Origin of the sequence: Streptosporangium sp. NPDC049078 (assembly GCF_040648855.1) — a bacterium.
In the GTDB taxonomy this organism is placed as follows: Bacteria; Actinomycetota; Actinomycetes; order Streptosporangiales; family Streptosporangiaceae; genus Streptosporangium.
In genome coordinates this window covers 81,092-107,732 of sequence record NZ_JBEZEL010000010.1, presented here as the reverse complement: position 1 = coordinate 107,732, position 26,641 = coordinate 81,092, and the positions used below count along the sequence as shown (strand labels likewise).

Sequence of the window (26,641 nt, the reverse complement as noted above, 5' to 3'; positions counted from 1 at the left end):
TGTCCGATGACGTCCCGCCCCAAGACGCTCGGGCCGCAGTACTTCGAGGAGATGTACTCGGCCTCACCCGACCCGTGGGGATTCACCTCCCGCTGGTACGAGGAGCGCAAGTACGCCATCAGTGCCGCGCTGCTGCCCGCGCGCCGCTACCGCGACGCCTTCGAGGCCGGCTGCTCCATCGGGGTGTTCACCGCCCTGCTCGCCCCGCGCTGTGAGCGGCTGCTCGCCTGCGACCTGTCCTTCGCCGCGGTCGAGGCGGCCTCGCGGCGCACCGCCGCCCACCCGGGGACGCGGGTGCAGCGGCGCGTCCTGCCCGAGGAGTGGCCCACCGACGAGGGGAGGTTCGACCTCGTCGTGCTGTCGGAGGTGCTCTACTACTTCGGCGACGCGGACCTGGAGCGGGTGCTCGACCTGGCGGTCGGCGCGCTGAGCCCCGGGGGCACCCTGCTCGCGGTGCACTGGAGGCATCCCGTCGCGGAGTATCCGCGCGGCGGCGAAGACGCGCACCGCGCCCTGGCGGCCCTTGCCGGGCGGGCGGGGCTGAGGCGTCTTGTCGACCATCGTGAACCGGATTTCCTCGCCGAGGTCTACCTGTCCGGCCCCGGGGCCCGCTCGGTGGCCGAGGCCGAGGGACTTGTGTGATCCAGGCCGTCGGAGTCGTGGTGCCCGCCCGCGACGAGGAGAAACTGCTGCCCGCCTGCCTGGCCTCGGTGAAGCTGGCCGGGCGCATGGTTCCCGGCGTGGCGTTCCACCTGATCGTCGTCGCCGACACCTGCACCGACCGTACGGCGCTCCTGGCCACGCGGGCCGGTGCGACCGTCGTCGAGGGCGCCATGACCAACGTCGGGCGGGCGCGGCTGGCGGGTACCCGGGTGCTGTTGCGGCAGACCCGCGCCCTGGACCCGGCCACCGTCTGGGTCGCCACCACCGACGCCGACACCCTGGTCCCGCCCTGCTGGCTCAGCCGCCAGCTCAGGCACGCCGCCCAGGGCTGGGAGGCCGTCGTCGGCACCGTGACGGTCACCGACTGGTCCGGCTACCCGCCGCCCCTCCACCTGGCCTACGCCCAGAGCTACGCCGCGACGCCGGCGAGCCTGACGCCGGCGAGCGGCGGGAACGCCGCCGCCAGGAGAGGCGACGGCGCGCGGTGGCATCCGCACGTGCACGGCGCCAACCTCGGCGTCACCGCCGCCGCCTACCTGGCCGTCGGCGGGTTCGGCCCGGTGGCGACCGGTGAGGACCGGGCCCTGGTCGGTGCCCTGGAGTCGGCCGGCCGGCGGGTCCTGCGCACCACCGGGGTGAGCGTGGTGACCTCGGCACGCCGCGACCCGCGGGCGCCGGACGGCTTCGGCCACTTCCTCGCCCGGCTCGAAGCCGACACCGTCTCACAGCAGGTCTCACAGCAGTAGGCGTACCGCGGCCAGCAGCGTGAGCCCCAGCGTGAGCCACTCGAACAGGGTGCGGTCGATGCGGCTGATGACCGCGCGCCCGACCGCGGCCCCGGCCAGGACCGCCGGGGTGCCCAGCGCGGCGAAGACGAGGCCGGAGGGGGTGATGAGGCCCAGCGCGACGCTGAAGGGCACCTTGAAGGCGTTGATCGTCAGGAAGAACCAGGCGCTGGTGCCCAAGAAGCCCAGCATCGGCAGGCCCGCCGCCAGAAGGTAGACGGCCATGATGGGGCCGGCCGCGTTCGCCGTCATGGTGGCGAAACCCGCGAAGACGCCCGCCAGGGCGGCCACCGGGGGACGGTGGGCGAGTGAGTCCTGCGGCGCCTGGCGCCGGTTCCACAGGTGCACCGCGATGATCACCACCAGGATCGCCCCGATGAGCCGTCTCATCTGCGTGTCGTCGACCCAGCGCACCACCACCGCCCCGGCGACCACGCCCAGGGCGACCCATGGGAACAACCTGATCAGCCTCGGCCAGTCGGCGTGCCGCCGGTAGGAGGCCACGGCGACCAGGTCGCCGACGAGCAGCAGCGGCAACAGGGTGCCCGTCGACTGCTTGGTCGGCAGCACGAGCGCGAACAGGGCGATCGCCACCATCCCGGTACCGGAGACACCGGTCTTGGAGAAGCCCACCAGGAACAGGGCGGCCAGCAGGACCACCCACTGGACGACGTCGAGGGAGGGCATCAGCCTCGCCGACGGGAGGAAAGGGGATATGAGGTCACAGATGACCGTACAACGGGTGGCAATCGAACACGGCGGAAGGGGTCGCCGAGGGAGATATCCACTGGTCACAGCGGTGCGGGCGGCTCCGGTGATCGAACTGCCCGCTCAAAGCGCCGGCCATCCCCGAGGCCGGGCCGGCCGCGGTCACCGCCGTCTTCGCGTCCGGCTGCTCGCCTTTCGCGGACGCCGCGGCGAACCCTTCCCCGCCCGGCGCGCCCTGACCGCGGCGAACGAGTTCGCGGACCTGCGGTTCGGGGTGCTCAGGCGCGTCCCGCAGCCCGGACCGTGACGCTCGCCGACGGCCGGGGCGGTGGGCCGTCAGACGAACACCTTTCAGCGCCTCCCCGCGCGCTGGTCAGCCACGGTCGGGCCGGATGGCGATGTCGAACACCTGCCGGTCGGCGGGAAAGAGGCCGTAGTTGTAGTTGACGGCGCCGGTGAGCAGGTTGATGCCGTAGAACCCGTAGCGCCCGCCGACCCTCAGCGCGGCGAAGGCGCTGTTGGAGACGGTGACGCCGTTGCGCAGGGAGCTGTGCACGTCCAGGCCCGCCGCGCCGGTCGCGGCCACCCGCAGGTTGCCGATCGCCACCAGCACGCCCGTGTTGGCCGGGGACTGCAGCAACACCCGGGCGGCCGTGGTGTCCACGACGAAGAGCGTCGTGGCGGTGGCCGGGCTGAGGTCGTTGTTGGTGTACCCGGCGCCCGTGACGCCGGTCGCGGCCACCGCGGCGACGGCCGGCGGCAGGAACGGGCCGCCGGGGGAGCCGGCCTGCGAAGCGGTGAGCACGTCGGTCTCGGGTCCTGGCCGCGGGCGGGTCAGCGGATCGTCGGCCACGCTCTGTCCCGCCGCCGGAGCGCCCCGCGGATCGTCGAGGTTGTGGCGCAGATTCTGCCCGGTGTCACTGATCACCCGCAGCCGGTCGGTGGCGGGGTCGAAGTCGACACCGAAGTCGGCGCCGCTCAGCGGCACGCTCAGCTGCGAGACCTTGACCGCCCTGGAGCGCCCGCTGAGCGTGTAGACGCCGCCCTGGTCGCCGACGCCGTACAGCCTGCCGTCGCGCACCCGGTAGTCGATGCCGACCAGGGTGGTGTCACCGGCGAGCCCGCGGACCCTGCCGAGGTCGCGGGTACGGCCGGGGGAGCGGATCTCGAACCCCACCAGGCGCCGGTCGGCGGTCAGCCCGATGACGTCGAGGCCGCGCCTGGCCGTCCCCGGCGCACCGCCCGGCGCACCGCCGCTCACAGCGCCCGCCGTGGTGTCTGCCGCAGTGTCTGCCGCCCGGCCTGCGACAGGGCCTGTCGCGGCTCCTGTCGCAGGGCCCGCCATCGTGCTCAGCGCCACCACGGCGGCCAGGAGTGTCCTTCGCATGTGCCTCTCCTTCGCGACCGGCTACCGGAGCACCGGCCTGTTCGGCGACCAGGTCGTCGCAGATCGCGAAGACTTCATCACACACCGCGACGACGCGCACGTGAAAGGCGCGGCCGGCCACCGGCGTGTCGGGGATCGGCGGGCAAGCCACCTCGCCCACCCCCGGACGGAGCCTGCCGAAACCCGCGAAACCCCGCCCCGCGCCCCACCGGCCTCTCCCATCGATCCGGCGAGCCACTGACCACTTCCTCCCGGCGGGCCCGGCGCGGGGGCGGTCAGGACGGGGAAACACGCGTCTTCCGGCCGCGAAGGCTGTCCTACACTTGCGCGAGCGGATCCAGCCGATCCAGCGCGAAGGAGGTGGCGTGCAGCCGGAGCAACGGGCAGTCGCGGGCGTGTCGATCTCGGCCGTGCTCGAGCGCATCACCTACGCCAACGAGGAGACGGGCTACACCATCGCCCGGGTGGCCACCGACCGCTCCGGCGCCGATCTGCTGACCGTGGTCGGGCCGCTGCTGGGTGCCCAGCCCGGTGAGTCGCTGCGGCTGACCGGGCGCTGGGCCTCCCACCCCAAGTACGGCAAGCAGTTCGAGGTGTGGTCCTACGCCACCGTACTGCCCGCCACCATCCAGGGCATCCGCCGCTATCTGGGCTCCGGGCTGATCAAGGGCATCGGGCCGAAGATGGCCGAGCGGATCGTCGACCACTTCGGCGTCGACACCCTGGAGGTCATCGAGACCACCCCCGAGCGGCTGGTGGAGGTTCCCGGGCTCGGCCCCAAGCGGACCAAGATGATCGGCGTCGCCTGGGAGGAACAGAAGATCATCAAAGAGGTGATGATCTTCCTGCAGGGGGTCGGCGTGTCCACCTCCATCGCGGTCCGCATCTTCAAGCAGTACGGCGACAAGTCCATCACCGTCGTCAAGAGCGAGCCCTACCGGCTGGCCGACGACGTGTGGGGCATCGGTTTCAAGACCGCCGACACCATCGCCCAGGCCGTGGGCATCCCGCACGACAGCCCCGAGCGCGTCAAGGCGGGCCTGCGCTACACCCTGTCGCAGGCCGCCGACGACGGCCACTGCTACCTGCCGGCACCCAACCTCGTCGGCGACGCGGTGAAGATCTTGGAGGTTCCCGCCGAGCTCACCGCCCGCTGCCTGGAGGAGCTCATCGCCGAGGAGGGCGTGGTCCGCGAGGAGGTCCCGGTCGGCGACGCCGGCGTCCCCGCGGTCTACCTGGTGCCCTTCCACCGCGCCGAGCTGTCCCTGGCCGGCGCGCTGCGTTCCCTGCTGGCCTGCGAGCACGATCGGCTGGGCGCCTTCGCCGGCGTCGACTGGGACGCGGCGCTGAGGTGGCTGCGGACCAAGACCGGCGCCGACCTCGCCGAGGAGCAGGCCCAGTCGGTACGGCTGGCGCTGACCGAGAAGGTCGCGGTGCTGACCGGCGGCCCCGGCTGCGGCAAGAGCTTCACCGTGCGCTCCATCGTCACCCTGGCCCGCGCCAAGAAGGCCAAGGTCATCTTGGCCGCGCCCACCGGCAGGGCGGCCAAGCGCCTGGCGGAGCTGACCGGCCACGAGGCCACCACCGTGCACCGGCTGCTGCAGCTGCGTCCCGGCGGGGAGGCCACCTTCGACCGCGACAACCCCCTGGACGCCGACCTGGTCGTGGTCGACGAGGCCTCGATGCTGGACCTGCTGCTGGCCAACAAGCTGGTCAAGGCCGTGGCGCCGGGCACACACCTGCTCTTCGTCGGAGACGTCGACCAGCTGCCCTCGGTCGGCGCCGGTGAGGTGCTGCGCGACCTGCTCGCCGCCGAGCAGGAGATCCCCCGGGTGCGGCTGACCCACATCTTCCGCCAGGCCCAGGAGTCGGGGGTGGTCGTCAACGCCCACCGCATCAACACCGGCCTGCCCCCGGCGCTGGAGGGCATGAACGACTTCTTCCTGTTTCCCTGCGAGGAGCCCGAGGAGATCGCGGCGCTGACCGTCGACGTGGTCGCCAACCGCATCCCGCGCCGGTTCGGCCTCAACCCGCGCCGCGACGTACAGGTCCTCTCCCCGATGCACCGGGGCCCGGCCGGGGCCGGCAACCTCAACAACGCGCTGCAGGAGGCGCTCACCCCCTTCCGGGAGGGCATGCCCGAGCGCCGCTACGGCGGGCGGGTCTTCCGGGTCGGCGACAAGGTCACCCAGCTGCGCAACAACTACGAGAAAGGCGCGGCGGGGGTGTTCAACGGCACCGTGGGCACGGTGGTCGACATCAGGCCCGACGAGCACAAGCTGACCGTGCTGACCGACGAGGACGAGAACGTCGAGTACGCCTTCGACGAGCTGGACGAGCTGACCCACGCCTACGCGGTGTCGATCCACCGATCCCAGGGCAGCGAGTACCCGGCGGTGGTCATCCCGTTGTCGACCAGCGCGTGGATGATGCTGCAGCGCAACCTCCTCTACACCGCGATCACCCGGGCCAAGAGGCTCGTCGTCATCGTCGGCTCGCGCCGCGCGCTCGCCCAGGCGGTACGCACCCGGGGCGCCGGGCGCCGCCACACCAGCCTCACCCACCGCCTGCGCGTGCGCTGAGCACCTCCTGCGGCCGCGGCGCCGCGGCGCTCGCCCAGGCGGTGAGGCCCAGCAGGCGTTCCAGGGCCTCGCCCCCGGCGCCGGTGACGGCCACGGCGCGCCCTGAGCCGATGCGGACGACCCAGCCACGCTCCAGCACGGTCGTGCACAGCACGGCCCCGGCGCTGCCGGCCAGATGGGGGCGGCGTTCGGTCCAGTCCAGGCAGGGCCGGGCCTGGGGGCGGCGCCCGCCGCCGGGCAGCGGCGCCCCCAGCTCGACGGCGAACCACGACAATCCCTCGTCGCTGAGCGCGAACCCGGCGTCCTGGCGCAGCAGGCCGCGCGCGGTGAGCGCGTCGGTGATCGTCACGCCGAGCCGCCCGGCCAGGTGGTCATAACAGGTGCGGGCCTCAGCCAGCGCGCGGGCCGCGCTCACAGCGCGCAGCGTCGCGGGCCGGGGCCCGCCCCCGGGGCCGGTGTGGGCCGCGTGGGAGGCCAGATCCTCGATGAGCTGGGCCACCCGCGGCCCGGCCAGGCGCACGTAGCGCCGGCGTCCCCGGCGCTGTTCGGCCAGCAACCCACCGGCGACGAGCCGCGACAGGTGCTCGCTGGCGGTGGAGGCGGCGACCCCGGCGTGAGCGGCCAGCTCCCCGGCGCTCCAGGCGCGCCCGTCCAGCAGGGCCAGGCAGAACGTGGCACGGGTGGCGTCGGCGAGCAGGGCCGCCAGCGCGGCCAGCGGCACCGGCCCGCCCGGCGTCATGGCAGGTGTCATGTCCCCATCATCGGCCGGCACCGCTTCGGCGCCGGCCGAAGCCTTCTCCGTGGCCCTCCGTGGCCTTCGGTGGCCTTCGGTGCTCTAGTGGCGGTCGCCGGCGCTCACTCCTGCTCCTGGGGAAGCCGGAAGACCCGGTCCAAGGCGGTGACCCGCAGCAGATGGCGCAGGTAGGGGGTGAGGGCGACGATGCGCATGGCGATGTCGTGCTCGCCCGCGGAGTTGTAGACGTTGATCAGCGCCGCCACCCCCGAGGAGTCGATGAACTCCAGACCCGACAGGTCCAGATCGAGGTTGCGCATCTGTCCCGACAGCAGCTCTCGCGCGAAACCGAAGAGCTCAGGGGCCGTGTCGTAGTCGAGGTCACCGCTGAGGACGAGCAGGGTGGTGTCCGCAGCGGTGGTGCGCACCTCGGTACGCAACGGGGTCTTGTCGAACATCAAACGTCAGGTCTCCTGATCGGGGCCGGGGACAGGTGCCGCCTCGGCTGCCTGGACCAGCATGTGACGGGCACGGGGGAAGTCTCGCAGTTCGTCGTGGAAAACGCGCAATCCCACCGTCACGGCCTCGGCGGGGACGCCGCGTGCGGCGAGCACGGAACCGGTCCAGCCGATGAAGCCGGTGAACAGCTGCGCGTCGTCGACGTACAGGGACGCGGCCAGAAAGTCGAGCAGATGGCCCAGGTCGGCGGCGGTGGCGTCGACCTGCTGCGGGTCGTAGGCCGCCATCGGCGGGTAGGCGCGGGCCAGGGCCGCCAAGGCGCAGGTGAGCAGCTCGGCGCGCCGGCGCGTCAGATGGGTGTACTCCTCGTCGGCCAGATGGGCCGGCGCGGCGGCCTGGCGGGGCGGGCCGGTCAGGTCGCCGCGCTCCAGCAGGTCGGCCGCGGCGTCGGCGCTGGGCGCCCAGGCGTCGGCGCCCAGCAGGCGGGCGTAGCGGCCGTCGGCGCCGAAGCCGGCCCCGCCGGCCATGACCGGCACACCGACGGCCTGGCAGGCGGTGAGCGTGGCGTGCGCCCGGGGCAGCCGGGTGGCCAATGCGCAGCCCAGCGCGACCGCGTCGGGCCCGCTCTGGTGCAGGTGGGTGATCAGGTGCGGGCCCGGCACGCTGGCGCCCAGGAAGTCGACCCGCCAGCCGCGCAGGCGCAAGACCTCGGCCAGCAGGCGGGTGGGCAGCGCGTGGTACTCGCCGTCGGCGCAGGCGACGGTGAGGCGCCCGCGGGTGGGCTCGGGCCGGACGCGGGCGGCGATCGCGGCCACGGCGCGCTCGCTGACGGCGGTGGCGCCGTGCTCGCGGGCGATGGACCACTCGTTGGCCGCCCACAGCTCGCCGACGCGCCGCTGGGCGGGGGCGATGAGATCGAGCAGCAGCCGCTCGGCGTCCGCCCCCTGCTCCAGCAGGTCGAGCACCAGGTCGATGGCGGCGAACTCGTCGGCGCGCCCGATGTGCTCCAGGTACCGGCCGAGGGCCTCGTGCGGGCCCGCCCCGCGCGGTGCGGTCGCGCCCGGCGTATCCGTGGTGCTCAGGGTGCTCATCGGGACGGCCTCGCCTGCACCGCCAGCAGTGCCCGGTCGTCTTGGACGTCGCCGCCCAGCCAGTCGGTGCTGATCTGCTCCAGCCGCTCGACCAGTGCCGCGACCGGCATGCCCGCGCAACCGGCCAGGGCGGCCTTCAGCCGCTGGGCGCCGTACATCTCCCTGCCGGTGGGGCCGCCGAAGGCCTCGGTGATGCCGTCGCTGTAGAACAGGCACACCTCGCCGGGGGCCAGGTCGACCCCGGCCGGGGCCAGGTCGGCCCCGGCGAACGCGCCGAGCATGGGTCCGTGGGCCGTGCACTCCTGCACGGTGCCGTCCAGGCGCAGGATCAGCGGCGCCGGGTGCCCGGCGACCGCCAGGTTCACCTGGACGTGCCCGCCCGGGGCGGCGCTGAGCGCGCCGAGCACGAGGGTGGCGTAGGAGTTGGGGATGGGCGAGCCCCGCAGGGAGCGGTTGAGCAGGGCGACCAGATGCTCGGGGCGCTCTTCCAGCAGCAGCAGGGCGCGCAGGCAGTGGCGGATGTGCCCGGCCAGGACGGCGGCGCGGGCGCCCTTGCCGCAGACGTCGCCCAGCACCACCAGCGGATCGCCGGACTCGCCGGGCTCGGGCAGGTAGACGTCGTAGAAATCGCCGCCGATGAGCCCGGCCTGGCGGGCGGCGCGCAGCGATCCGGCCAGCTCCGCCCCGGCCAGCGCCGGCAGCGGCGGGGGCAGCAGGTCGCTGCTGAGGATCGCGTTGGTGGCGCTTTGCTCCTGGTAGAGGGCGGCGGCGGAGATGGCGGCCCCGGCCCGGGCGGCGAAGATCCGCACCAGGGTCTCGGCGTCCTCGTCGAAGGGCGGCCCGTCTTCGTGACGGGCGAGCACGAGCGCTCCGGCGGGCACCCCGTTGCCGGGCAGCGGGGTGACCAGCAGATGCCCGGCCGCCCCGAACCTGTCGGGCAGCAGCCAGCCGGGCACCTGCCCAGGATCCAGCCAGCGGCTGGGCACGGGCGGGAAACCCGCCAGCGCCTCGGCCAGGCCGGGCACCTGCGCGGTGTCGGCGACGGCGACGTTGCCCTCCTGCAGGGACCGGTCGGTGCTGGTCAGGCGGAGCCAGCCGGCGTGGCGGCGCCCCGAGGGCGGCAGCACGACCATGGCGGCATCGGCCAGGAACGGGGTGGCCAGCTCGATCGTGGTGCGGGCGCAGCGGCGCATGTTGAGCGAGGCCGACAGCCTGCGGCCCGCCTCGATGAGGAAGTCGGCGCGCCGGCGCTCGGCCAGCAACGCGTCGGTCCTGGCGGCATCGGTGGTGACGTCACGCAGGTACCAGGCCCGGTGGCTGAGGCCGAAGACCTCGCGACGTACCCGGATCCGGTGCCGCCCGTGATCGCTCTCGCGGCTCTCGCCGTCGGGGTGCTCACCTTCGAACAGGGACGCGGCCGGCCCCTGGCACAGCGGGCGGCCCACGACGATCTCCGGCGCCATCTCGGCCGCGGCGGCGTTCAGCATCACCACGACACCGTCGGTGCCGCACAACACGACCCCCTCGCCGCTGGCCTCCACGATGGCGCGCAGCACCTCTTCACCCGGTGGACGCGAAAGATCGCGCTCACCGGTGCCGGTGTCGCGGTCGAGGCCGGCCGCGGCGGTGAGCGCGTGGCCGGGGTCGCGCAGCGGGGGAGGTCCTGTCATCACCCTGGGCTTCCGTGTTGAGAGGGATCGGTCAGACTATCTTCCCGCCGCGCCGTCGGGACGGGGCGGGGAACCGGCGCGTGAGGCCGGAGGGTCCTTTGCTGCCCATGCCCCTCACAGGGCCGTTGATGCGGCCGGCGCGCGACGGTTTACGGCGGGAAACCGCGCCTGCGGCCGCCCACCCCGCCGGAGCAGGGCTTTCACGTCGGGGCCGGTGACGTGGGCACTTCGCCGTCCCCTGACTCTCGGTTGGTATTTTTCCGACTTTACGAAGAGTCCGAAACGTTACCAAACCCGCCGCAACCATGCCGAGTCACCATGCATCTCCTATTAGTGTTTTAAGAGCAGTTTGCTGTAGTGGGGGAGAGACATTGTGCTGACCATGCAACACCGACGCCTCAGGACGCCACTGGCCGCCGCGGCCCTGGCGACCACGACGGTGCTGGTCACCGCCTGTTCCACGGGGACGGGCCCGAAGGATCCCGCCGGTCCCGGCGCCGGATCGGGCGCCGTGGCCGCCACCGCTCCGGCCGCGACCGAGATAAAGATCAGCCCCGCCCAGGGCAGCAAGACCGTACGCCCCGACAAGAAGGTCGTCGTCGCCGCCTCCAGCGGCGCGCTGGAGGAGGTCACCGTGCAAAGCGGCGACCGGGTGCTGCAAGGCGACTTCAACGCCGAACGCACCAGATGGGTCTCCACCACGCCCATGGAACCGGCCAGCGACTACACCGTGTCGGCGCGGGCGGTCGACGGCACCACCGCCACCGGCTCCTTCAGAACGCTCAAGCCCAAGCATGAGCTCGAGGTGGCGGACGTGACCCCGGCGATCAAGGGGGAGAAGGTCGGCGTGGGGGCGCCGATCATCGTCACCTTCAACCAGCAGATCGCCAACAAGGCCGGGGTGGAAAAAGCCCTGAAGGTCACCTCACAAAAACCGGCCCAGGGCGCATGGCGGTGGATCAACGACACCACCGTGATCTACCGGACCGCGAAGTTCTGGCAACCCCACCAGAAGGTGACCTTCACCGCCCGCCTCAAAGGCGTACAGGGCGGCAAGGACATGTACGGCGTCAAGGACATGACCAAGGTCATCCAGATCGGCGCCGCCCAGATCTCCACCATCGACACCCGCAAGCACAAGATGATCGTCAAACGCGACGGCAAGGTCGTGCAGACCATGCTGATCAGCGCCGGCAACGCCAGCACCCGCGAGTACACCACCACCAGCGGCGTCCACCTGACGATGGGCAAGGCCAACCCCGAACGCATGATCTCCCCGGGCCGCAAGAAGGGCGACCCCGGCTACTACGACCTGATGATCAACCACGCGGTGCGGTTCTCCAACAGCGGCGAGTACGTGCACGCGCTGAACAACGTCTGGGCCCAGGGGCGCCAGAACGTCAGCCACGGATGCATCAACGCCCGCCCCGACCAGGCCAAGTGGTTCTACGACCAGGTCCAGCGCGGCGACGTGATCACCATCAAGGGCACCAACCGCGAGATGGAGTGGAACAACGGCTGGGGCTTTTGGCAGCTGTCGTTCAAGGAATGGCGCAGCGGCAGCGCCCTGGCCTAGAGCCCCCACTCTTCGAAGCCCTCCTGAGCCCTCATCAGCCCTCCCGAGCCCTGAAGGGCTCGGGAGGGCTGAGGACCGCATGAGTTCACCGGCTGCCCGGCGCGTTCGGCGGTGAAGGTGCCCGGGTGACCAGGCGTTCGCCACGGATCCGGCCGGTGGCGCCCGAGCCCGGCCGAGCCCGGAACGCGAGGACCACCCGCGGACGCACATCGCGCACCGATTAGGTTTCCGCCCCGCGCCCGTCTGTAGGTGTGAGATCGACTCACGGGAGGCTGCACGATGCGGAAACCGATCTTCGGCATGAACCCGAGCCTGGACGGCTACATCGCCGCGCCCGGCGACGACCTCGGCTGGAGCGTACCGGGCGACGAGCCGTTCCAGTGGTGGTCCGACCGGGTGGGGGCGACCGGCCTGGCGCTGTACGGGCGCAGACCGTGGGAGACGATGAGCTCCCACTGGCCGACCGCCGGCCGGCAGCCCGGCGCCACACCGGCGCAGATCGAGTACGCCCGCCGCCGGCGGGACATGCCGAAGGTGGTGTTCTCCTCGATCGTGACGATGATCTTCGGGCATGAAGACGCCCCGCCGGCAACGCCGGCGGGGCGGTGGTGCTCGCGTTGGTGTCCAGCCGGCCGGGGCACTCATTTCGCGGTGACTTCGGTGACGGCGGCCCGTGCGCCGGACTCGTCGACGATGGGGACTCCTCTGGTCACAGTGCCGGGGGCAGGCCCAGCCATGGCTTGTCGGCGGCGTCGAATCCGGTGAGCTCGGCGATCTTCCCGTCGACGATGCGCAGGGCCGCGATGGCAAATGGCCGGTACCCCGGGTCGCCGGGGGCGCGCAGGTACAGCGCGGCGGCAGGCATGCGGTTGACCGTCGTGGTGATACCGCGCCAGTCGTCGTAGCCGCGCTGGAAGAGCCCATTGGAGACCCAGCCGTCCACCGCGTCCTCGGCCGTCATGATCAAGGTGACCGGCTCGGGCAGCATCGCGAAGCGCAGGTCCTCACGCAGCAGGGACACCAGCCCGTCGAGGTCGTTGCGCTCATGGGCGTCGATGTACGACTTCACCACGCCGCGCTCGTCATCCGACAACTCGTGGGTGGCGGGGCTCCGCCAGTCGAGGCGGCGGCCGGGCAGCTGCTCGCGCATCGTCACACGGGCCCGCTGCAGTGCGCTGGTCACCGATGCGACGGTCAACTCGAGGGCGTCGGCGGCCTTCGACGCCGGCCAGCCGAGGACATCGCGCAGAATGAACACCGCCCGCTGCCGCGGCGGCAGGTGCTGGACGGCGACGATGAACGCCAGCTCGATCGTCTCCCGGGCCACCACCGACTCCTGCGGGTCCTCGGGGAGCATCCGATCGGGGTACGGCTGCAGGTAGCGCACCTCGGAGCCGGGGTCCGGCAGCTCGGACGGCACGGGTGTGCGGTCGTTGCGCTTGTCCAGGAAGTCGAGGCAGGCGTTCGTCGCGATCCGGTACAGCCAGGTCCGCAGGGCCGCGTGGCCCCTGAACGACTCCCGCTTGTTCCACGCTCGCAGGAACGTCTCCTGCGTCATGTCCTGGGCATCCTCGTAGTTCGCGAGCATCCGGTAGCAGTGCACCTGCAGCTCACGCCGGTGGCGCTCGGTCACGAGCGCGAACCGCGCGGTATCCTCCGCGCGGATGGCCGCGATGAACGTGGCCTCGTCGTCGCCCAGCAGCCTGGCGTCGGTCATGGTCGTCAATCCTTCCGCGGGTGACAAGGGATTACCAGAACTGACGATGCGGCGGAGGATTTCTGATCGGTGAAGCCGCTGACACCGCACCGCCGGCCGGGCCGGATGGGCCGGGGCCGATCCAGGGGAGGTGTCCGGGTCGGGCACACCCTCGACGCCGACCCGAACCGGCCGTAGCCCTGCAGCCCCTGGCCGATGCCGCCTGAACAGCCCACGACGAGGGCCCTTACCGCCGGATCTCGCGGACCTGCTCCTCGCGGGCCGAAAACAGGACGCGCCGGGCCCGGCGGGCGCGGTAGCGTGTGCGCCGGGCACCGTCCAGGCACGGTGGCGAACACACCGAAGGCGGCCAGGACCGCCGATGACGACGTTCTCGGGGGAGGACCGGGTGAGACTCCAGGGGCAGGTGCTCATCTTCGACGCCGACGACACGCTGTGGGAGAACAACGTGCTGTTCGAGCGCGTCGTGGAGGACTTCCTCGACTGGCTGGCGCACCCGACCCTGGAGCGCGCCCAGATCCGCGCCGTCCTCGACGACATCCAGGCGGCCAACGCCGTCACCCACGGCTATGGCAGCACGATGTTCCTGCGCAGTCTCGGCGAGTGCTTCGAGCGGCTGCGCGAGCGCCCGGCGACCGCGGCCGAGCGCCGCCACATCGACGAGCTGGCCCTGGCCCTCCTGCAGCGCCGGGTGGAGCTGGTCGCGGGCGTCACCGAGACGCTCACCGCGCTCGGCGAGCGCCACGAGCTGCTCCTGCTCACCAAGGGCGACCTGGAGGAGCAGCGGCGCAAACTGGAGGCCTCACAGCTGGCCCACCACTTTCGCGACGTGCATATCGTGGCCGAAAAAGACGTCGCCGTCTATCGGTGGCTGGCCCGCGAGCACGCCCTGGCGCCCGCGACGACCTGGATGATCGGCAACTCCCCGAAGTCGGACATCCTTCCCGCCCGGCAGGCGGGCCTGAACGCCGTCTTCATCCCCAACGACCACACCTGGGCGCTGGAGCACGACGAGCTGGACCCCGGTGACGAGCGGGTGCTGCGGCTGGAGCGGTTCTCCGAACTGCTGGAGCACTTCTGAGACCCGCCGGGGCCTGCCGGGACGGTCGGCCGGCCTACAGCAGGGTGAGCTGGGCCTGCCGGGGCAACGCCAGCGGCAGCGGCTGCTCAGGCCGGGTCGGCCCCATCCCGTAGCGGGCGGCCAGCTGCAGGATCTGGCCGGTCAGGCGGCGCGCATAGCCGGGTTCGGCGTCGGCGCCGCGGCCGTACAGCTCGGCATAGCGGGGCTCAAGCGCAGGATGGTGCTCTCGAAGCCAGGCCAGATACCACTCACGCGCCCCGGGGGGCAGGCGCAGCACCTGCGGGACGCAGCTGACGGCCCCGGCGTCGGCGATACGGCGCACGGTGGCCGAAAGCTGGTCGGGGGAGTCGGTCAGCAGCGGCAGGATCGGCGCCATCGCCACCCCGCACGCCACCCCGCGCTCGTTCAGCTCCGCCACCAACTCCAGGCGTTTTTGCGCGCCGACGGCACCGGGCTCCACCGTGCGGCGGATCCGGTCGTCGACGAACGCGATCGAGACCACCACCCCGGCCCCCGGTGTGGCGGCCAGCAGGTCGGCGTCGCGCAGGATCAACCGGCTCTTGGTGTGCACGGTGAACGGCGCCCCGGCCTCACGCAACGCGGTGACCAGGCCCGGCATCAGCCGGTAGACCTCCTCCACCTGCTGGTAGCAGTCGCCTGCCATCCCCACGGTGATGTGCTCGCCGTCCCAGCGTGACCTCAGCTCCGCACGCAACCGGCGCACGATGTTGGTGCGCACCACGATCCGCGCGTCGAAGTCGCCTTCGGCGTCCAGCCCCAGGTAGCGGTGCCCCCGGCGCGCCGAGCAGTAACGGCACGCCTGCGCGCACCCCCGATACGGACTGACCGCCCAGCCCTCGGGCGTGGTGTCCAGCGCGGTGCGCGCCTGCACCTCGTAACAGGTCAGGGCCCCGTGAACCCTGGTCAGCGCGGAACGCTCGATCCGCGGCCTGGCGTCGGGCGGCGCGGCGAGCAGGGGAGGCGCGTCCCATCGCATACGGCTCAGTGGAACACGCTTTCGACGCCGCTCGCAAGCCGGGCAGGTCGTGGCGCCGGACGGTCCTGCCCACGGGGGGCGCACCCTCTGCGATCAGCGAAAAATGGTATGTTTAGCCCGATTTACGGGGGAGTGGTGACAATGGCGTGGCTAATCCTGGCCGGGGCGATCATCGCCGAGATCGTGGCGACCACCGCCCTCAAACTGAGCGACGGATTCACCCACAAAGGCTGGTCGGTCCTCGTCGTCGCCGGCTACACCGCCGCCTTCCTCCTGCTGGCCCAGGCGCTCAAGCTCCAGATGGAGGTCGGCACCGCCTACGCCGTCTGGGCCGGAGCCGGCACCGCCGCCATCGCCGCCATCGGCGTCCTCTTCCTCGGCGAGACGATCAACCTCGCCAAGGTCGCCGGAATCGCCCTGATCATCGGCGGCGTCGTGGTCCTCAACCTGGCCGCAAGCCCCCACTGACCCCCGCGCACCACCCCCACCCCCCGCGAATATTGACTCGCCCCCGCCTCGGCGGCTGTCCTACCCTGACCGGATGCTGAAGCCCGCCCTGCCCATCCGGACCGGCCGCCTCACCCTGCGCGCCTACACCCCCGCCGACCTCGACGCCCTGCACGCCATCCACCGCCTGCCGCAGGTCACCCGCTACCTGTACTGGGAACCACGCGACCGCGACCAGACCCGCCAGGCACTGGAAAAGAAGATCAGCGAGACGGCGCTGCTGGAAGAAGGACAATCCCTCACCCTGGCGGTGGAACTGACCGCCACCGGCGAACTCCTCGGCGACGCCCTGCTCATCTGGCACAGCCACTCACAACGCGCCGGCGAGATCGGCTACGTCCTGCACCCCGACCACCACGGCAAGGGCTACGCCACCGAGGCCGCCCGGGTCATGCTCGAACTCGGCTTCGAACACCTGAACCTGCACCGCATCGTCGGACGCCTCGACGCCCGCAACGAGGCCTCGGCCCGGGTGCTGGAGAAACTCGGCATGCGCCGCGAGGCCCACTTCCTCGACAACGAGATCGTCAAAGGCGAATGGACCAGCGAGATCGTCTACGCCATCCTGCGCCGCGAGTGGCACCCCCAGCGCTGACACCGCCCGCCCCCGGTCGAACGACCGGTTGAACGACGGCGACGCACACGGCACCATGTCTGCGGTGACCATCCTGCATCTCGCCCTGGCCTCCGACTGGGAGGCCGCCCGCCAGGCGGGGGAGTACCGCGTCTCCACCCTCGGCCGCACCCTCGACGACGTCGGCTTCATCCACGCCTGCGCCGGCCACGAACAGCTACTCGGCGTCGCGGAACGCTTCTACCGCGACGTCACCGACCCCCTCGTGCTGCTCAGCGTCGACCCCACCGGACTCGACGTCCGCATGGAGGTCCCCGACGACACCCCCGAGGCCTTCCCGCACATCTACGGCCCCCTCCCGCTCAGCGCGGTGACCTCCGTCCTGCCCTACACCCCGCCCGGCCCCGGCCCCGGCCAGTAGGGTCCCTGCATGACCGACGTATCCGGACCGACGATCCGCACCCTCGACTCCATGGTCGTCTACACCAACCCGTGGATCAGCGTGCGCGAGGACCGTATCGAACGCCCCGACGGCTCCCACGGCATCTACGGCGTCGTGGACATCCCCGACTTCGCCCTCATCGTCCCCATGGAGAACGACGGCTTCCACCTCGTGGAGGAATACCGCTACCCGGTCAGACGACGCACCTGGAACTTCCCCCAGGGCGGAGTCAAGGACAGCCCCTCGCCCCTGGTCACCGCCCACACCGAACTCACCCAGGAAACCGGCCTGCGAGCCACCTCGATGACCCATCTGGGACGCCTGGACAACGCCCACGGCACCTCAGGCCAAAACTACGACATCTTCCTCGCCACGGGCCTGACCGCCGGCGCCCACGAGCGCGAGCACACCGAACAGGACATGCGCCAGACCTGGGTTCCCCGCACCGAACTGGAACAGATGATCGTGAACGGCGCCATCACCGACAGCAACTCGATCGCCGCCTACGCCATGCTCCTGCTGCGCGGCCTGGCCCGACAGACCTGACCCGACACCTGACAGGGCACCTGACAGGGCACTCCCGCACCTTCGGCGCCCTCAAGGCCGCCATCACCGTCAAATCCGGTGATCTCACCCCACACACGCGGACCTCGCGGCGGTACGCTCACCCCATGTCGAACCTGATCGTCATCCTCCTCCTGACGGCGGTCATCGTGGCGGCACTCATCGCCCTGATCGTCTTCGCGGTACGAGCCGCACAGCGCCCCAGAAACGCCCTGGTCGGCGGGGGAGTAGGCCCCGAGCTCATCGAACGGCTCCTGGAACTCAAGGCGGCCGGCCAGTTCGACCAGGCCGTCTTCCTGGTACGCGGCGAAACCGGCATGAGCCACCGCACCGCCGCCCGCTTCGTCAGGAGACTCAAACCCGCACCCCCGCCCTGACCCCCACCACCCGCCAGGCACAGGAACCGGCCCACCAGTGCCGGCGGCGCGCCCCGCGAGGACCGTCACCCGATGCTTTCGGCCACCCAGTTCCGTACGGCCCGGACGTACCCGGCCGGCTTGTCGCCGACCTTGACGCCGGGACTGACCAGCCAGCCCTGGTAACCGGGCGTGAACATCCGGTAGACCGACGAGGGCGGCACGGCACTCGCCTCCTCCAGCCGGGCCCGCAGTTCGGCCGGCAGCTCGAAATCCAGAGCGGTCATGGTGGCGTCGAGCTGGTCGGCGCCGCTCGCCCCGACGATCGCCGAGGCGACCCCGGGCTGGGTGGCGACCCAGTTGACCGCGACCTGCGCCATCGTCACCCCGAGCGTGGCGGCGACCTCCTCCAGCACCGCCACAAGCCGCCAATCCCGCTCCGTCCACGAGCGGCCCTGCGAGCCCGCGCCACCCAACCGCCCCCGCCCGCTCAGCCCCCGGTCGCCGTGGCGGTACTTGCCGGTCAGGAAACCCCCGCCGAGCGGGCTCCACGCGGTGATGCCGAGCCCCAAAGCACCCCCCATCGGGACGTGCTCCGTCTCGATCGCCCGGTCCAGGAGGGAGTAGGGCAGCTGCAGGCCCACCACCGGCACCAGGGAGTGGGCCTCGGCGTAGGTCTGGGCCCGCGCCGCGTACCAGCTCGGCACATCGGACAGACCCGCGTAGCGGATCTTCCCGGCCCTGGTGAGGTCGTCGAAGGTCCGCATGACCTCCTCGACGGGAGTGATCCGATCCCAGGTGTGCAGCATGAACAGATCGATGTAGTCGGTGCGCAGGCGGCGCAGCGACGCCTCGACCGCCCTGATCATGTGCTTGCGGCCGTTGCCCCCCGCGTTCGGGTCCCCAGGATCGACACTGTTGGTGAACTTGGTGGTGAGCACCATCTTGTCGCGCACCTTGGCCTCGGCGACGAGAGCGCCGAGGATGGCCTCGCTCTCCCCGGCGGTGTAGAAGTCCGCGGTGTCGACGAAGTTGCCGCCCGCCTCAAGGTAGCGGCGGAAGATGAGACGGGCCTCATCCTCGCTCTTGCCGTACGCGGCGTGGAAACCGCCGGTGCCGAAGTTCATCGTGCCCAGAGCCAGCCGGCTGACGCGCAACCCCGAGCGCCCGAGCAGATAGTAGTGATCCAGCGACATCAGGACGACACTCCGTTCGAAAGAGAATCCGGGCAGAGCCGGCCCTTGACGGCTCCTCAAAGCGGCAGGGGCCCACCCGCCTGCCCTGCGGGGACGACAGGCCACACGTGTTCCGAACCGCGCGGCCCGCTCAGCATGCACGCAAAAAAATGGACTTCCAAGTCCAAAAAACGGGGGCACGCACACCCCGCCCGACCCAGACGCCACAGCCGGGCGGCCACCCGGATCGCCGCCGCGCGACGAAAGACGGATCCGCCGGAGCGCGGAACCGGTTGCCGCCCCCGGCGGCGCCGGGCCGCGAACCCTCTACACCGGCGGGATCGCGCCGGCCCGAAGATAGGCGATCCCCATGTCCAGGGCCGCCTCCAGATGCGTGGTCCGACCGGTGGACATCTGGATCACCACCCCGCCCTGGATGCCGGCGAGCAGGGCGGCCGCCGCCCGGTCGGGATCCAGGCCCGGATCGATCTCACCGGCACCCTGCATGTACCGCACACCGGTGGCGATCTCGGCCTGCCAGCGGCTCATCAACTCCCCGACCACGGCCTGGGCGCCGGGGGTACTCCCGCCCAGCTGCGACACGACGGAGTTAAGCGGGCACAGGCGTCCCTGCCTGCGATAGCGGGCGACGACCGTGTCACGCCAGCGCCCCCAGGCCGGCCAAGAGGTGAGGTCACCGAGCTGGGGCCGCTGGTCCTCCAGCACGCGATCGGCCTCGAAACGGGCCACGGCCAGCAGCAACTCCTCCCGCCCGCCCGGAAAGTAGTGAAACAGCTGGCTTTTGCTCGTCGCCGTCCTGGCCAGGATGTCGTCAAGGGTGGTACCCACCACGCCGTACTCACGAATGCAGGCGGCCGCGCCCTCGAGAATGCGCTGCCGCGTCGCGGCCCCCTTACGGGTCAGCGAACGCATGACACCCCCAGATCAGACTTCCCGCCCACTGTAGTGCGGGCGCCCCGGCGACATATCCCGACGCACTGGCAATGATGATCATGACATGCCTGCTCGTCTACGCCGACCTGGTCAACCCGCTCACCCTGACGAACCGACAGACCGGTTCGCACGCAAGAACACCGGCAGGACTCTCGCCCCGCCACCCTCGACGGGGAGTACCGCCAGGGTGCCGCAGACAGGGCCCGTACCCGACGACGCCAGGGCACAAGGCCGTCCGCCGAGCCCCGAACGCAGCCTCGCCGCCGACGACCGCCTTTCGCATACCACCAAATAGCACCAATAAACGCCCCAATTTATTATAGATCAATATAAATTTGGATAAATCGGGAAGACCTATGTGCCGATATTGAGAAGATGTATGCCAACATCAAGACGGGTCGAAAAAAAGCGAATTAAGGAAGAGATGGTCAATGGTGGCCGCCGAAGACAACACCGCCACCGCCGGTGAGTGCTTCACGGCCACCGTCGGCGGCATCGGAGAACACCTGCTGCAACAGCACTCACACCAGGCGTTCCCCCAACCCCTCCCCGGCACGAAACCTCCCGCCCCGGACACCGCAGCCGCCACGACCGACAGATGGCTGCTCGCCGTAAGCGAACCAGGCATCGGCCGACTCGCCCTGCGGGCACGCGAACGACTCAACCTGCTGTGCGACGCCGGCTCCCACATCGGCACCTCACTGAGCGTGACCCGGACCGCCGAAGAACTCACCGAAATCGCCGTCCCCCGGTTCGCCGACCACGCCGGCGTCGATCTGTACGACTGCGTGCTACGCGGACACGACCCCACCGGCCTCGACGAGGGACTACGCCGGGTCGCCCTCACGGGTATCGGCGAAAACTCCTGCCTGCACCCGGTCAACGCACTCATCCAACTGCTCGCATCCACACCCCAGGCCCGCAGCGTGGCCACCGGACAACCGGTACTCGAACCCGACCTGCCCACCAACCTCGGCTGGATGGCACAAGACCCGGAACGCTGCCGGAAAGCCTGCGAACACGGCATCCACTCCCTCGTCGCGGTGCCGATACGAGCCCGCGACATCACCCTGGGAGTGGTCAGCTTCTACCGCTGCACGACCAGGGAAACCTTCGAGGAAGACGACCTCACACTGGCCGAAGACCTGGTCAACCGCACAGCGCTGTGCGTGGACAACGCCCGCCTCTACACCCGCGAGCGCATGATCTCCACAGAACTGAAGCAGACCACCGAGTCACTGCGAGACACACTCGACCGCCAACGACGCTTCACCGCCGACGCCTCCCACGAACTACGCACCCCCCTCGCAGGACTACGGGCCCAACTAGAAGAAGCCCGGCTCCACCCCGGCCAGACCGACCTCACCGACCTGCTCAACCACACACTGAACGACGTGGACCGACTGCAGGCCATCATCACCGACCTGCTCTCGCTGGCCCGGACCGGAACGACCCCCCTCACCGCCCTGGAGCCCGTCGACCTGACCGAACTCGTCGAAGCCGAAGTCACACACCGGATCGGCGACCATCACCCGACCCGGCTCGACCTCACCCCCGACGTGCTGGCCAACGCCGTCCCCATCCAAATCCGCCGGATGCTGAACAACCTGCTCGACAACGCCCAACGGCACGCCACCCACCACGTCACAGTAGAGGTACGCCGCGTCGGCGACGACGCCGGCCACATCGCCGAACTCAGCGTCACCGACGACGGCCCCGGAGTCCCCCCGGCCGAACACGAACACATCTTCCAGCCCTTCACACGACTCGACAGCGCCCGCAGCCGCGACCACGGCGGCACCGGACTCGGCCTGGCCATCGCCCGCGCCATCGCCCGCGACCACCACGGCACCCTCCACGTCGAGGACGCCCGCCCGAACGGAGCGCGCTTCACCTTCCGCCTCCCAGCCACCATCTCGTGAAACGACCGGCTCCCCGACCCGCCCGAAAAGCACACAGAACAGCCGGCCACAAAAACGGCGACAATTCACCGGACCAACAGGAAAACCCGAGCACAAAGGATTTTTTTATCGTGAGGACATCGTGGGCGTGAGCCGAACGGCGAGTGTCCCGAACACCCAGCGACAACCCGCCGACAAGATCATGGAGCGCCTCCTGGACGGAACACTCACAGAGAACGAGATACGCGCTCCGATCTTGAATTCGTGGCGACGCTGTCAAGCCACCGGACTACCCCCCGGCGGCTTCCAAACACGCCTGCTCGACGACCTGGACTACGACGGCCCCCTGATACGCGCGGCCCGCCCCGTACTCGACCGACTGCGAACAACCATCGCCGGCACCTCATCAGGCGTCTTCCTGAGCGACTCCTCCGGAGTACTGTTCCTCCGCGCCCTGGGCGACACCTCAATGCGAGCGGCAGCCGACGCCAACGGCGTCATCCCGGGCTTCAGCTACGCCGAGTCCGACATAGGCACCAACGCCGTCGGCTCCACACTGCTGGAACGGCGAACCTGCCAGGTCTCAGGCAACGAGCACCTGTGGGAAAAATTCCACAAATTCGCCGCCGTCGGAACACCGATACTCAACCCCCTCAGCGGACGCGTGGAAGGAGTCATGTGCATCGCCGCCCTCGCCGAGCGGGCGAACGCGCAGATGACGGCCGTGGCCCAGCGATCAGCCCACGACATCGAGCAACGACTGCTCGAATTCAGCTCCGAACGCGAACGTGCCCTGCTGAAAAGATTCCTCAGCGCGGCACAGGAAAGCGGCACCACACACACCGCGTCGGGATCCATACCCTCAGACCTGTGCCATCGCGACCGGATCACCCTGGAAGACATCGCCGTGAGACTGGTGGCGCAAGGCAGGGAAGCCACGGTGGACATCGCCCTCTCCGACGGCCGGACCGCCACCGTCGCCGCACAACCGGTGACCTATTCCACCGACCTGACCGGCATCGCCGTGCAAGCGTGGCTCTCAGGGGGAACCCCGCGGACACCGCCGAAAATCGGCTGAGCTGAGCCGCCTCCGGCACCCGCCGCGGCCCTGCCCGCACCCCCGAAGCGGGGGAGTGGCGGCATCCAGAACGATCGGCAGCGCCAACCTGTCCGTATTCATCCACCGCAGCGAATGTCTTCGCTGGACGACACAGGGGAGAGGCTGCCTGGACCTGGACGACACAGGGGAGAGGCTGCCTGGACATCGAGACACCGATTTCGTGGACGCCGGTCACCGCCATCGAACGGCCGAAGAAAAACGTCCAACAGAACAGGGCAAATGCGACAAATCGCCCACCAGGCGGATCGCCCGAGACAACCATGACCACAAAGCGGGCCGGCCGGGACACGGCCCCGTCGCATCCGCCAGGCGACCACCGAGCAGGACACTCCCGGCGGGACGACCCCGGACGGCGCGCATCGACGGACCCTGCCACCCCTTGATCGTTTTGGGTGATCCAGCAGGTTGTGGATCTTGCTCAGTGAAACGATCAAGAGCGGGGTGATCATGCACGGAGAGAGACTCCAGGCGCCGTGACGTACCCGGAAGGGAAGCCGCTTCGATTCTTCGCCCTCCGGCGCGACGGGGAGCGCCCGGCCGGCAAAACCCGCACCACACACCAAGCAGGCCCTACCGAAACACAAAATCTATACCATACAGAATTCAGCTTCTGTACGGTATAGAGCCAATAGTACAAGCATGTCACCCTTCGTCCTATTCGACTTCGGGTTACTTCAAGCATCCCGTGTGACTCCGGGTGCATCTCGCGTGATCCGTACAGCGAAGATCGCCTTGCGGAGAAGTCGCTTAGCCGATTCGTGTGATCAATGACCGCCAAGCCGCCTGTGGGTGCGGTTGAGCCTGGCGTCTCACTTGACCCGCTAGATGATCACGATCTTCTCGAGCGACTCGCCCGCCGAGCGGCTTGTCGCATTCAACCTCTTTTGTCGGGCTCTTTCGTCAACTGATGGCAGCAGCTGTCATCGTCCACGAAATCGGCGCCCGGATGACCTCTCCCCTGTTTTCCGTCAGGGCAGAGGGCCGGCGGCGGCCATGACGCCACGCACCGCCTGGCCGATGCGCTCGGCGGCCTGGTCGGGGTCGGGCCGGCCGCCGTCCAGCCAGGCGAGGACCGCTTCCAGGGTGAGGGTGGGGATGAGGCCGGCGGCCCAGTCGAGCCATGGTCCCGCCGGAAGGTGGCAGGCGAGGTTGCGGCGGGTGACCTCGCGGGAGGTGGCGGTGATGGAGTCGGCCAGGTCCCGGAAGTCGGGCTCGCGGGCGGCGTGGCGAAACAGCAGCCGAAAGCCGTCGGGGTCGGCGCCGGCGGCGCGCAGCAGGGCGGGGATGGAGTCGCCGTCGAAGTCGTCGGTGCCGGTCGCCTCGCTCAGCCGGGCGCGGGCCCGATCCAGTACCGCGCGGTACAGGCCGGCCTTGGAGTCGAAGTGCCGGTACAGCATGGCCCGGGTGAGCTCGGCCTCGGCGGCGAGGTCGTCGAGGCCGGTGGCGGTGTAGCCGGTGCGGGCGAAGGCGCGGGTGGCGGCGTCCAGGATCTGTTCGCGCCGTTCGGCGCGGCGCAGCCGTCGCACCGGTGGGCTCGCGGGGCCGGTGTCCTTGGTTTCCGTGGTCATCCCATCTCCACTTGTAGAAGTAAAAGTATATATGTAGCTTTGTAGACGTCAGAGTATACAAACGCAGGTCTATCTCGTGGAGGAGTCATGGACGTGCCCGTCCAGCTGCCGTACGAGCGGCCCGGCCCGATGCGGCCCGCCCCGCTGCTGCGCGAGCTGCAGGCCCGCGGCCCCGTCCACGCCATCCGCACCGCGGTCGGCGATCCCGGCTGGCAGGTGACCGGATACGAGCAGGTGCGGCGGCTCCTCGACGACGACCGTCTCGGCCGGGCCCATCGCGAGCCGGACAAGGCCTCCCGTACCGGACGGTCGGCGATGTTCGGCGGCCCGCTGGGCACCTTCGACACCGAGCAGGCCGATCACCGGCGGATGCGCTCGCTGCTGCAGCCGCACTTCTCCCCCGCGCGGATGCGTTCGCTGCGTGGTCGCGTCGAGGATCTCACCGAGCACCTGCTGGAGGAGATGGTCGCCGCAGGACCGCCCGCCGACCTGCACACCGCCCTCGCCCTGCCACTGCCCATCGCGATCATCTGCGAACTGCTCGGTGTGCCGCACGAGGACCGCGCCCGCTTTCGGGAGTGGACGCGAGCCGCCGGTGACATCACCGACCGCGCCCGCTCCGAGCGTGGCCTGAGCGAGCTGTTCGCCTACGGCCGGCACCTGGTGGCGCGCAAGCGGGCCCAGGGCGGCGAGGAGGCCGATGTGATCTCCCGGCTGGCCGCCACCGAGGGGGTCGGCGACGACGAGGCCGCCGCGCTGGGGATGTTCCTGCTGTTCGCCGGACATGAGACGACGGTCGCCGCGATCGACGAGGGAGCGTTGTGGTTGCTGGCCACCACCGGCCAGTGGCAGGCGCTGGTGGACGATCCCTCCCGCGTCGACGCCGCGGTGGAGGAGATCCTGCGCGCGCCGGGCCTGGGCGGGAGCGGCATTCCCCGCTACGCCCGCACCGATTTGGAGATCGCCGGTGTGCGGGTGCGCGAGGGCGATCTGGTGATGCTGGACACCGGGGCGGCCAATCATGACGCGTCGGTGTTCGCCGACCCCGACCGCTTCGACATCGGCCGCCCCGCTGTTCCGCACCTGACGTTCGGGCACGGCGCCCGCTACTGTGCGGGCGCGCCGCTGGCCCGCCTCGAACTGCGGGTCGTGTTCGCCCGGCTCGCCACCCGCCTGCCCACCTTGAGGCTGGGGTGCGCGGTGCGGGAGCTGACGTTCGATCCGCACGTGCTGACCGGTGGTCTGAGCACGCTGCCGGTCACCTGGTGACCGCGATGCCCGGTCCGACACCGACGGCGGCGGCAGGTCTTCGGCGGGGCGTCGGCTCCAGCGGGGCCGCTCGCGCGGCGGCACCTGTTCTCCTTTCCCCGCCGGAGCACTGCCCGCCGTCGCCATCGGTCGAGGCATCGGTCGAGGCAGGGTGCGACGGCGATGCGAGGTGGTGGCCATGAGTGCGGCCTCCGGCGAGGGCATCCCTGTTTCCGAAGGCGCCTCGCCGCTTGGGGGCAAGGAGCCGTTCGACGTCGCCGCCTATGTCCGGCGGGCCAGGGGTGGTCCCTGCTTCGTCTGCGCCGTCGTGGCGGGTGCCCCCGGCTACGACTTCGAACAGGTCGTGTTCGAAGACGAGCATCACGTCGCTTTCCTGGACCGCTATCCCACGATGGCAGGCAAGGTTCTGGTGGCGCCCAAGGCCCATGTCGAACACGTGGTCCGTGATCTCGACGAGGAGGCGTATCTGCGGCTGATGGGGGCGGTTCGCCGGGTCGCCCTGGCGGTCGAGGCCGTCGTGCCCTGCGAACGCACCTACCTGCTGTCGCTGGGCAGCCGGCAGGGCAACGCCCACCTGCACTGGCACATCGCTCCCCTGCCCGAGGGAACTCCTTACGAGCAGCAGCAGTATCACGCGCTGATGACCGAGAACGGAGTGATCCCCTGGTCGGTGCGGCAGGCGCTGGAGCTGGCCGGTCGTCTGCGTGCGGTCCTGGCCCCGGACGGTGCGGGGGGTTGATCTTCGGAAGGTCTGCCCGGCGG

The 26,641-nt window shown here is 70.5% G+C and carries 26 protein-coding genes; 14 read left to right on the top strand and 12 right to left on the bottom strand.

From position 1 onward, the window contains the following. Window positions 1–6: 6 nt before the first annotated feature. Complete coding sequence (locus AB0B90_RS18490; protein WP_362923611.1) at window positions 7–642, top strand: class I SAM-dependent methyltransferase; 636 nt, start codon at window positions 7–9, stop codon at window positions 640–642. After that, complete coding sequence (locus AB0B90_RS18485; protein WP_362923609.1) at window positions 639–1,409, top strand: glycosyltransferase; 771 nt, start codon at window positions 639–641, stop codon at window positions 1,407–1,409. The genes AB0B90_RS18490 and AB0B90_RS18485 overlap by 4 nt, the downstream gene beginning before the upstream one ends. Here the strand turns inward: AB0B90_RS18485 and AB0B90_RS18480 are convergent. Then, complete coding sequence (locus AB0B90_RS18480; RefSeq protein WP_350949702.1) at window positions 1,398–2,135, bottom strand: sulfite exporter TauE/SafE family protein; 738 nt, start codon at window positions 2,133–2,135, stop codon at window positions 1,398–1,400. The two genes, AB0B90_RS18485 and AB0B90_RS18480, sit on opposite strands and share 12 nt — an antisense overlap. 394 nt (window positions 2,136–2,529) lie before the next feature. After that, window positions 2,530–3,543 (bottom strand): DUF4394 domain-containing protein, encoded by a 1,014-nt coding sequence (locus tag AB0B90_RS18475; RefSeq protein ID WP_362923607.1) that lies wholly within the window; start codon window positions 3,541–3,543, stop codon window positions 2,530–2,532. A gap of 365 nt (window positions 3,544–3,908) precedes the next feature. On the opposite strand from AB0B90_RS18475, the gene AB0B90_RS18470 reads away from it, so the two are divergent. Next, window positions 3,909–6,125 carry an ATP-dependent RecD-like DNA helicase gene (locus AB0B90_RS18470; RefSeq protein ID WP_362923605.1) on the top strand — a complete coding sequence of 739 codons (2,217 nt, stop codon included), beginning with the start codon at window positions 3,909–3,911 and terminating at the stop codon, window positions 6,123–6,125. Here the strand turns inward: AB0B90_RS18470 and AB0B90_RS18465 are convergent. From AB0B90_RS18465 to AB0B90_RS18450, 4 genes are all read right to left on the bottom strand, one after another. Further along, window positions 6,100–6,876 carry a winged helix-turn-helix domain-containing protein gene (locus tag AB0B90_RS18465; protein ID WP_350949705.1) on the bottom strand — a complete coding sequence of 259 codons (777 nt, stop codon included), beginning with the start codon at window positions 6,874–6,876 and terminating at the stop codon, window positions 6,100–6,102. The genes AB0B90_RS18470 and AB0B90_RS18465 overlap by 26 nt on opposite strands. Window positions 6,877–6,980: 104 nt before the next feature. Then, window positions 6,981–7,316: an STAS domain-containing protein gene (locus AB0B90_RS18460; protein ID WP_350949706.1), complete on the bottom strand. Its 336-nt coding sequence runs from the start codon at window positions 7,314–7,316 to the stop codon at window positions 6,981–6,983. A 6-nt stretch (window positions 7,317–7,322) separates the two neighbouring features. Beyond that, window positions 7,323–8,408, bottom strand: coding sequence for a cobalamin B12-binding domain-containing protein (locus AB0B90_RS18455; RefSeq protein WP_362923602.1), 1,086 nt, complete (start codon window positions 8,406–8,408; stop codon window positions 7,323–7,325). Continuing rightward, a complete protein-coding gene (locus AB0B90_RS18450) occupies window positions 8,405–10,078 on the bottom strand; it encodes a SpoIIE family protein phosphatase (protein WP_362923600.1) in 1,674 nt (557 codons plus the stop codon). Before AB0B90_RS18450 ends, AB0B90_RS18455 begins: the two co-directional genes overlap by 4 nt. Before the next feature lie 382 nt (window positions 10,079–10,460). Here AB0B90_RS18450 and AB0B90_RS18445 point away from each other — a divergent pair, with 382 nt between their 5' ends. After that, on the top strand, window positions 10,461–11,654 hold the full coding sequence (locus AB0B90_RS18445; RefSeq protein WP_350949709.1) for an Ig-like domain-containing protein: 1,194 nt from the start codon (window positions 10,461–10,463) through the stop codon (window positions 11,652–11,654). Window positions 11,655–11,974: 320 nt separating this feature from the next. Here AB0B90_RS18445 and AB0B90_RS18440 read toward each other — a convergent pair whose 3' ends face one another. Next, window positions 11,975–12,181, bottom strand: a complete 207-nt coding sequence (locus AB0B90_RS18440; protein WP_362923597.1) for a hypothetical protein — start codon at window positions 12,179–12,181, stop codon at window positions 11,975–11,977. 182 nt (window positions 12,182–12,363) lie between these two features. After that, window positions 12,364–13,371, bottom strand: a complete 1,008-nt coding sequence (locus tag AB0B90_RS18435) for an RNA polymerase subunit sigma-70 (protein WP_350949711.1) — start codon at window positions 13,369–13,371, stop codon at window positions 12,364–12,366. 361 nt (window positions 13,372–13,732) lie between these two features. Between AB0B90_RS18435 and AB0B90_RS18430 the strand changes: the two genes are divergently transcribed. Further along, window positions 13,733–14,452 carry an HAD family hydrolase gene (locus tag AB0B90_RS18430; RefSeq protein ID WP_350949712.1) on the top strand — a complete coding sequence of 240 codons (720 nt, stop codon included), beginning with the start codon at window positions 13,733–13,735 and terminating at the stop codon, window positions 14,450–14,452. Between the two features lie 34 nt (window positions 14,453–14,486). Here the strand turns inward: AB0B90_RS18430 and AB0B90_RS18425 are convergent, their stop codons facing one another. Next, entirely contained in the window at window positions 14,487–15,449 is a 963-nt protein-coding gene (locus AB0B90_RS18425) for a radical SAM protein (protein WP_362923594.1), read from the bottom strand. A gap of 141 nt (window positions 15,450–15,590) precedes the next feature. Here AB0B90_RS18425 and AB0B90_RS18420 point away from each other — a divergent pair, with 141 nt between their 5' ends. The 5 genes from AB0B90_RS18420 to AB0B90_RS18400 all read left to right on the top strand — a co-directional run bounded on the left by AB0B90_RS18420 (window position 15,591) and on the right by AB0B90_RS18400 (window position 17,913). Beyond that, entirely contained in the window at window positions 15,591–15,917 is a 327-nt protein-coding gene (locus AB0B90_RS18420; RefSeq protein ID WP_362923592.1) for an SMR family transporter, read from the top strand. A 73-nt stretch (window positions 15,918–15,990) separates the two neighbouring features. Beyond that, entirely contained in the window at window positions 15,991–16,551 is a 561-nt protein-coding gene (locus AB0B90_RS18415) for a GNAT family N-acetyltransferase (RefSeq protein WP_362923590.1), read from the top strand. A gap of 55 nt (window positions 16,552–16,606) precedes the next feature. Continuing rightward, window positions 16,607–16,951, top strand: coding sequence for a DUF952 domain-containing protein (locus AB0B90_RS18410; RefSeq protein WP_350949740.1), 345 nt, complete (start codon window positions 16,607–16,609; stop codon window positions 16,949–16,951). 9 nt (window positions 16,952–16,960) lie between these two features. Next, window positions 16,961–17,518 (top strand): NUDIX hydrolase, encoded by a 558-nt coding sequence (locus tag AB0B90_RS18405; protein ID WP_350949715.1) that lies wholly within the window; start codon window positions 16,961–16,963, stop codon window positions 17,516–17,518. A 125-nt stretch (window positions 17,519–17,643) separates the two neighbouring features. Next, window positions 17,644–17,913 (top strand): hypothetical protein, encoded by a 270-nt coding sequence (locus AB0B90_RS18400; protein ID WP_350949716.1) that lies wholly within the window; start codon window positions 17,644–17,646, stop codon window positions 17,911–17,913. A 65-nt stretch (window positions 17,914–17,978) separates the two neighbouring features. Here the strand turns inward: AB0B90_RS18400 and AB0B90_RS18395 are convergent, their stop codons facing one another. Both AB0B90_RS18395 and AB0B90_RS18390 read right to left on the bottom strand, forming a co-directional pair. Further along, window positions 17,979–19,088, bottom strand: a complete 1,110-nt coding sequence (locus AB0B90_RS18395) for an aldo/keto reductase (protein ID WP_362923588.1) — start codon at window positions 19,086–19,088, stop codon at window positions 17,979–17,981. Window positions 19,089–19,394: 306 nt separating this feature from the next. After that, window positions 19,395–20,000 carry a TetR/AcrR family transcriptional regulator gene (locus AB0B90_RS18390; RefSeq protein WP_350949718.1) on the bottom strand — a complete coding sequence of 202 codons (606 nt, stop codon included), beginning with the start codon at window positions 19,998–20,000 and terminating at the stop codon, window positions 19,395–19,397. Between the two features lie 452 nt (window positions 20,001–20,452). On the opposite strand from AB0B90_RS18390, the gene AB0B90_RS18385 reads away from it, so the two are divergent. After that, complete coding sequence (locus AB0B90_RS18385) at window positions 20,453–21,943, top strand: GAF domain-containing sensor histidine kinase (protein ID WP_362923587.1); 1,491 nt, start codon at window positions 20,453–20,455, stop codon at window positions 21,941–21,943. Between the two features lie 127 nt (window positions 21,944–22,070). Further along, window positions 22,071–23,000, top strand: coding sequence for a GAF domain-containing protein (locus AB0B90_RS18380; RefSeq protein WP_362923585.1), 930 nt, complete (start codon window positions 22,071–22,073; stop codon window positions 22,998–23,000). Window positions 23,001–24,010: 1,010 nt separating this feature from the next. Here the strand turns inward: AB0B90_RS18380 and AB0B90_RS18375 are convergent. Further along, the gene (locus tag AB0B90_RS18375) at window positions 24,011–24,610 is read right to left on the bottom strand and encodes a TetR/AcrR family transcriptional regulator (protein ID WP_362923583.1); all 600 of its coding nucleotides are present in this window, start codon (window positions 24,608–24,610) and stop codon (window positions 24,011–24,013) included. A gap of 87 nt (window positions 24,611–24,697) precedes the next feature. On the opposite strand from AB0B90_RS18375, the gene AB0B90_RS18370 reads away from it, so the two are divergent. Beyond that, window positions 24,698–25,879 (top strand): cytochrome P450, encoded by a 1,182-nt coding sequence (locus AB0B90_RS18370; RefSeq protein WP_350949722.1) that lies wholly within the window; start codon window positions 24,698–24,700, stop codon window positions 25,877–25,879. Window positions 25,880–26,057: 178 nt separating this feature from the next. After that, window positions 26,058–26,618 carry an HIT family protein gene (locus tag AB0B90_RS18365; protein WP_362923580.1) on the top strand — a complete coding sequence of 187 codons (561 nt, stop codon included), beginning with the start codon at window positions 26,058–26,060 and terminating at the stop codon, window positions 26,616–26,618. Window positions 26,619–26,641: the final 23 nt, after the last annotated feature.

Excerpts from the sequence above, each read along its gene's own strand:
- AB0B90_RS18490 (WP_362923611.1), top strand. The coding sequence starts at position 7 with ATGACGTCCCGCCCCAAGACGCTCGGGCCGCAGTACTTCGAGGAGATG.
- AB0B90_RS18480 (WP_350949702.1), bottom strand. The coding sequence starts at position 2,135 with ATGCCCTCCCTCGACGTCGTCCAGTGGGTGGTCCTGCTGGCCGCCCTG.
- AB0B90_RS18475 (WP_362923607.1), bottom strand. The coding sequence starts at position 3,543 with ATGCGAAGGACACTCCTGGCCGCCGTGGTGGCGCTGAGCACGATGGCG.
- AB0B90_RS18465 (WP_350949705.1), bottom strand. The coding sequence starts at position 6,876 with ATGACACCTGCCATGACGCCGGGCGGGCCGGTGCCGCTGGCCGCGCTG.
- AB0B90_RS18460 (WP_350949706.1), bottom strand. The coding sequence starts at position 7,316 with ATGTTCGACAAGACCCCGTTGCGTACCGAGGTGCGCACCACCGCTGCG.
- AB0B90_RS18455 (WP_362923602.1), bottom strand. The coding sequence starts at position 8,408 with ATGAGCACCCTGAGCACCACGGATACGCCGGGCGCGACCGCACCGCGC.
- AB0B90_RS18450 (WP_362923600.1), bottom strand. The coding sequence starts at position 10,078 with ATGACAGGACCTCCCCCGCTGCGCGACCCCGGCCACGCGCTCACCGCC.
- AB0B90_RS18445 (WP_350949709.1), top strand. The coding sequence starts at position 10,461 with ATGCAACACCGACGCCTCAGGACGCCACTGGCCGCCGCGGCCCTGGCG.
- AB0B90_RS18440 (WP_362923597.1), bottom strand. The coding sequence starts at position 12,181 with ATGTCCCGCCGGCGGCGGGCGTACTCGATCTGCGCCGGTGTGGCGCCG.
- AB0B90_RS18435 (WP_350949711.1), bottom strand. The coding sequence starts at position 13,371 with ATGACCGACGCCAGGCTGCTGGGCGACGACGAGGCCACGTTCATCGCG.
- AB0B90_RS18430 (WP_350949712.1), top strand. The coding sequence starts at position 13,733 with ATGACGACGTTCTCGGGGGAGGACCGGGTGAGACTCCAGGGGCAGGTG.
- AB0B90_RS18425 (WP_362923594.1), bottom strand. The coding sequence starts at position 15,449 with ATGCGATGGGACGCGCCTCCCCTGCTCGCCGCGCCGCCCGACGCCAGG.
- AB0B90_RS18420 (WP_362923592.1), top strand. The coding sequence starts at position 15,591 with ATGGCGTGGCTAATCCTGGCCGGGGCGATCATCGCCGAGATCGTGGCG.
- AB0B90_RS18415 (WP_362923590.1), top strand. The coding sequence starts at position 15,991 with ATGCTGAAGCCCGCCCTGCCCATCCGGACCGGCCGCCTCACCCTGCGC.
- AB0B90_RS18410 (WP_350949740.1), top strand. The coding sequence starts at position 16,607 with ATGTCTGCGGTGACCATCCTGCATCTCGCCCTGGCCTCCGACTGGGAG.
- AB0B90_RS18405 (WP_350949715.1), top strand. The coding sequence starts at position 16,961 with ATGACCGACGTATCCGGACCGACGATCCGCACCCTCGACTCCATGGTC.
- AB0B90_RS18400 (WP_350949716.1), top strand. The coding sequence starts at position 17,644 with ATGTCGAACCTGATCGTCATCCTCCTCCTGACGGCGGTCATCGTGGCG.
- AB0B90_RS18395 (WP_362923588.1), bottom strand. The coding sequence starts at position 19,088 with ATGTCGCTGGATCACTACTATCTGCTCGGGCGCTCGGGGTTGCGCGTC.
- AB0B90_RS18390 (WP_350949718.1), bottom strand. The coding sequence starts at position 20,000 with ATGCGTTCGCTGACCCGTAAGGGGGCCGCGACGCGGCAGCGCATTCTC.
- AB0B90_RS18385 (WP_362923587.1), top strand. The coding sequence starts at position 20,453 with ATGGTGGCCGCCGAAGACAACACCGCCACCGCCGGTGAGTGCTTCACG.
- AB0B90_RS18375 (WP_362923583.1), bottom strand. The coding sequence starts at position 24,610 with ATGACCACGGAAACCAAGGACACCGGCCCCGCGAGCCCACCGGTGCGA.
- AB0B90_RS18370 (WP_350949722.1), top strand. The coding sequence starts at position 24,698 with ATGGACGTGCCCGTCCAGCTGCCGTACGAGCGGCCCGGCCCGATGCGG.
- AB0B90_RS18365 (WP_362923580.1), top strand. The coding sequence starts at position 26,058 with ATGAGTGCGGCCTCCGGCGAGGGCATCCCTGTTTCCGAAGGCGCCTCG.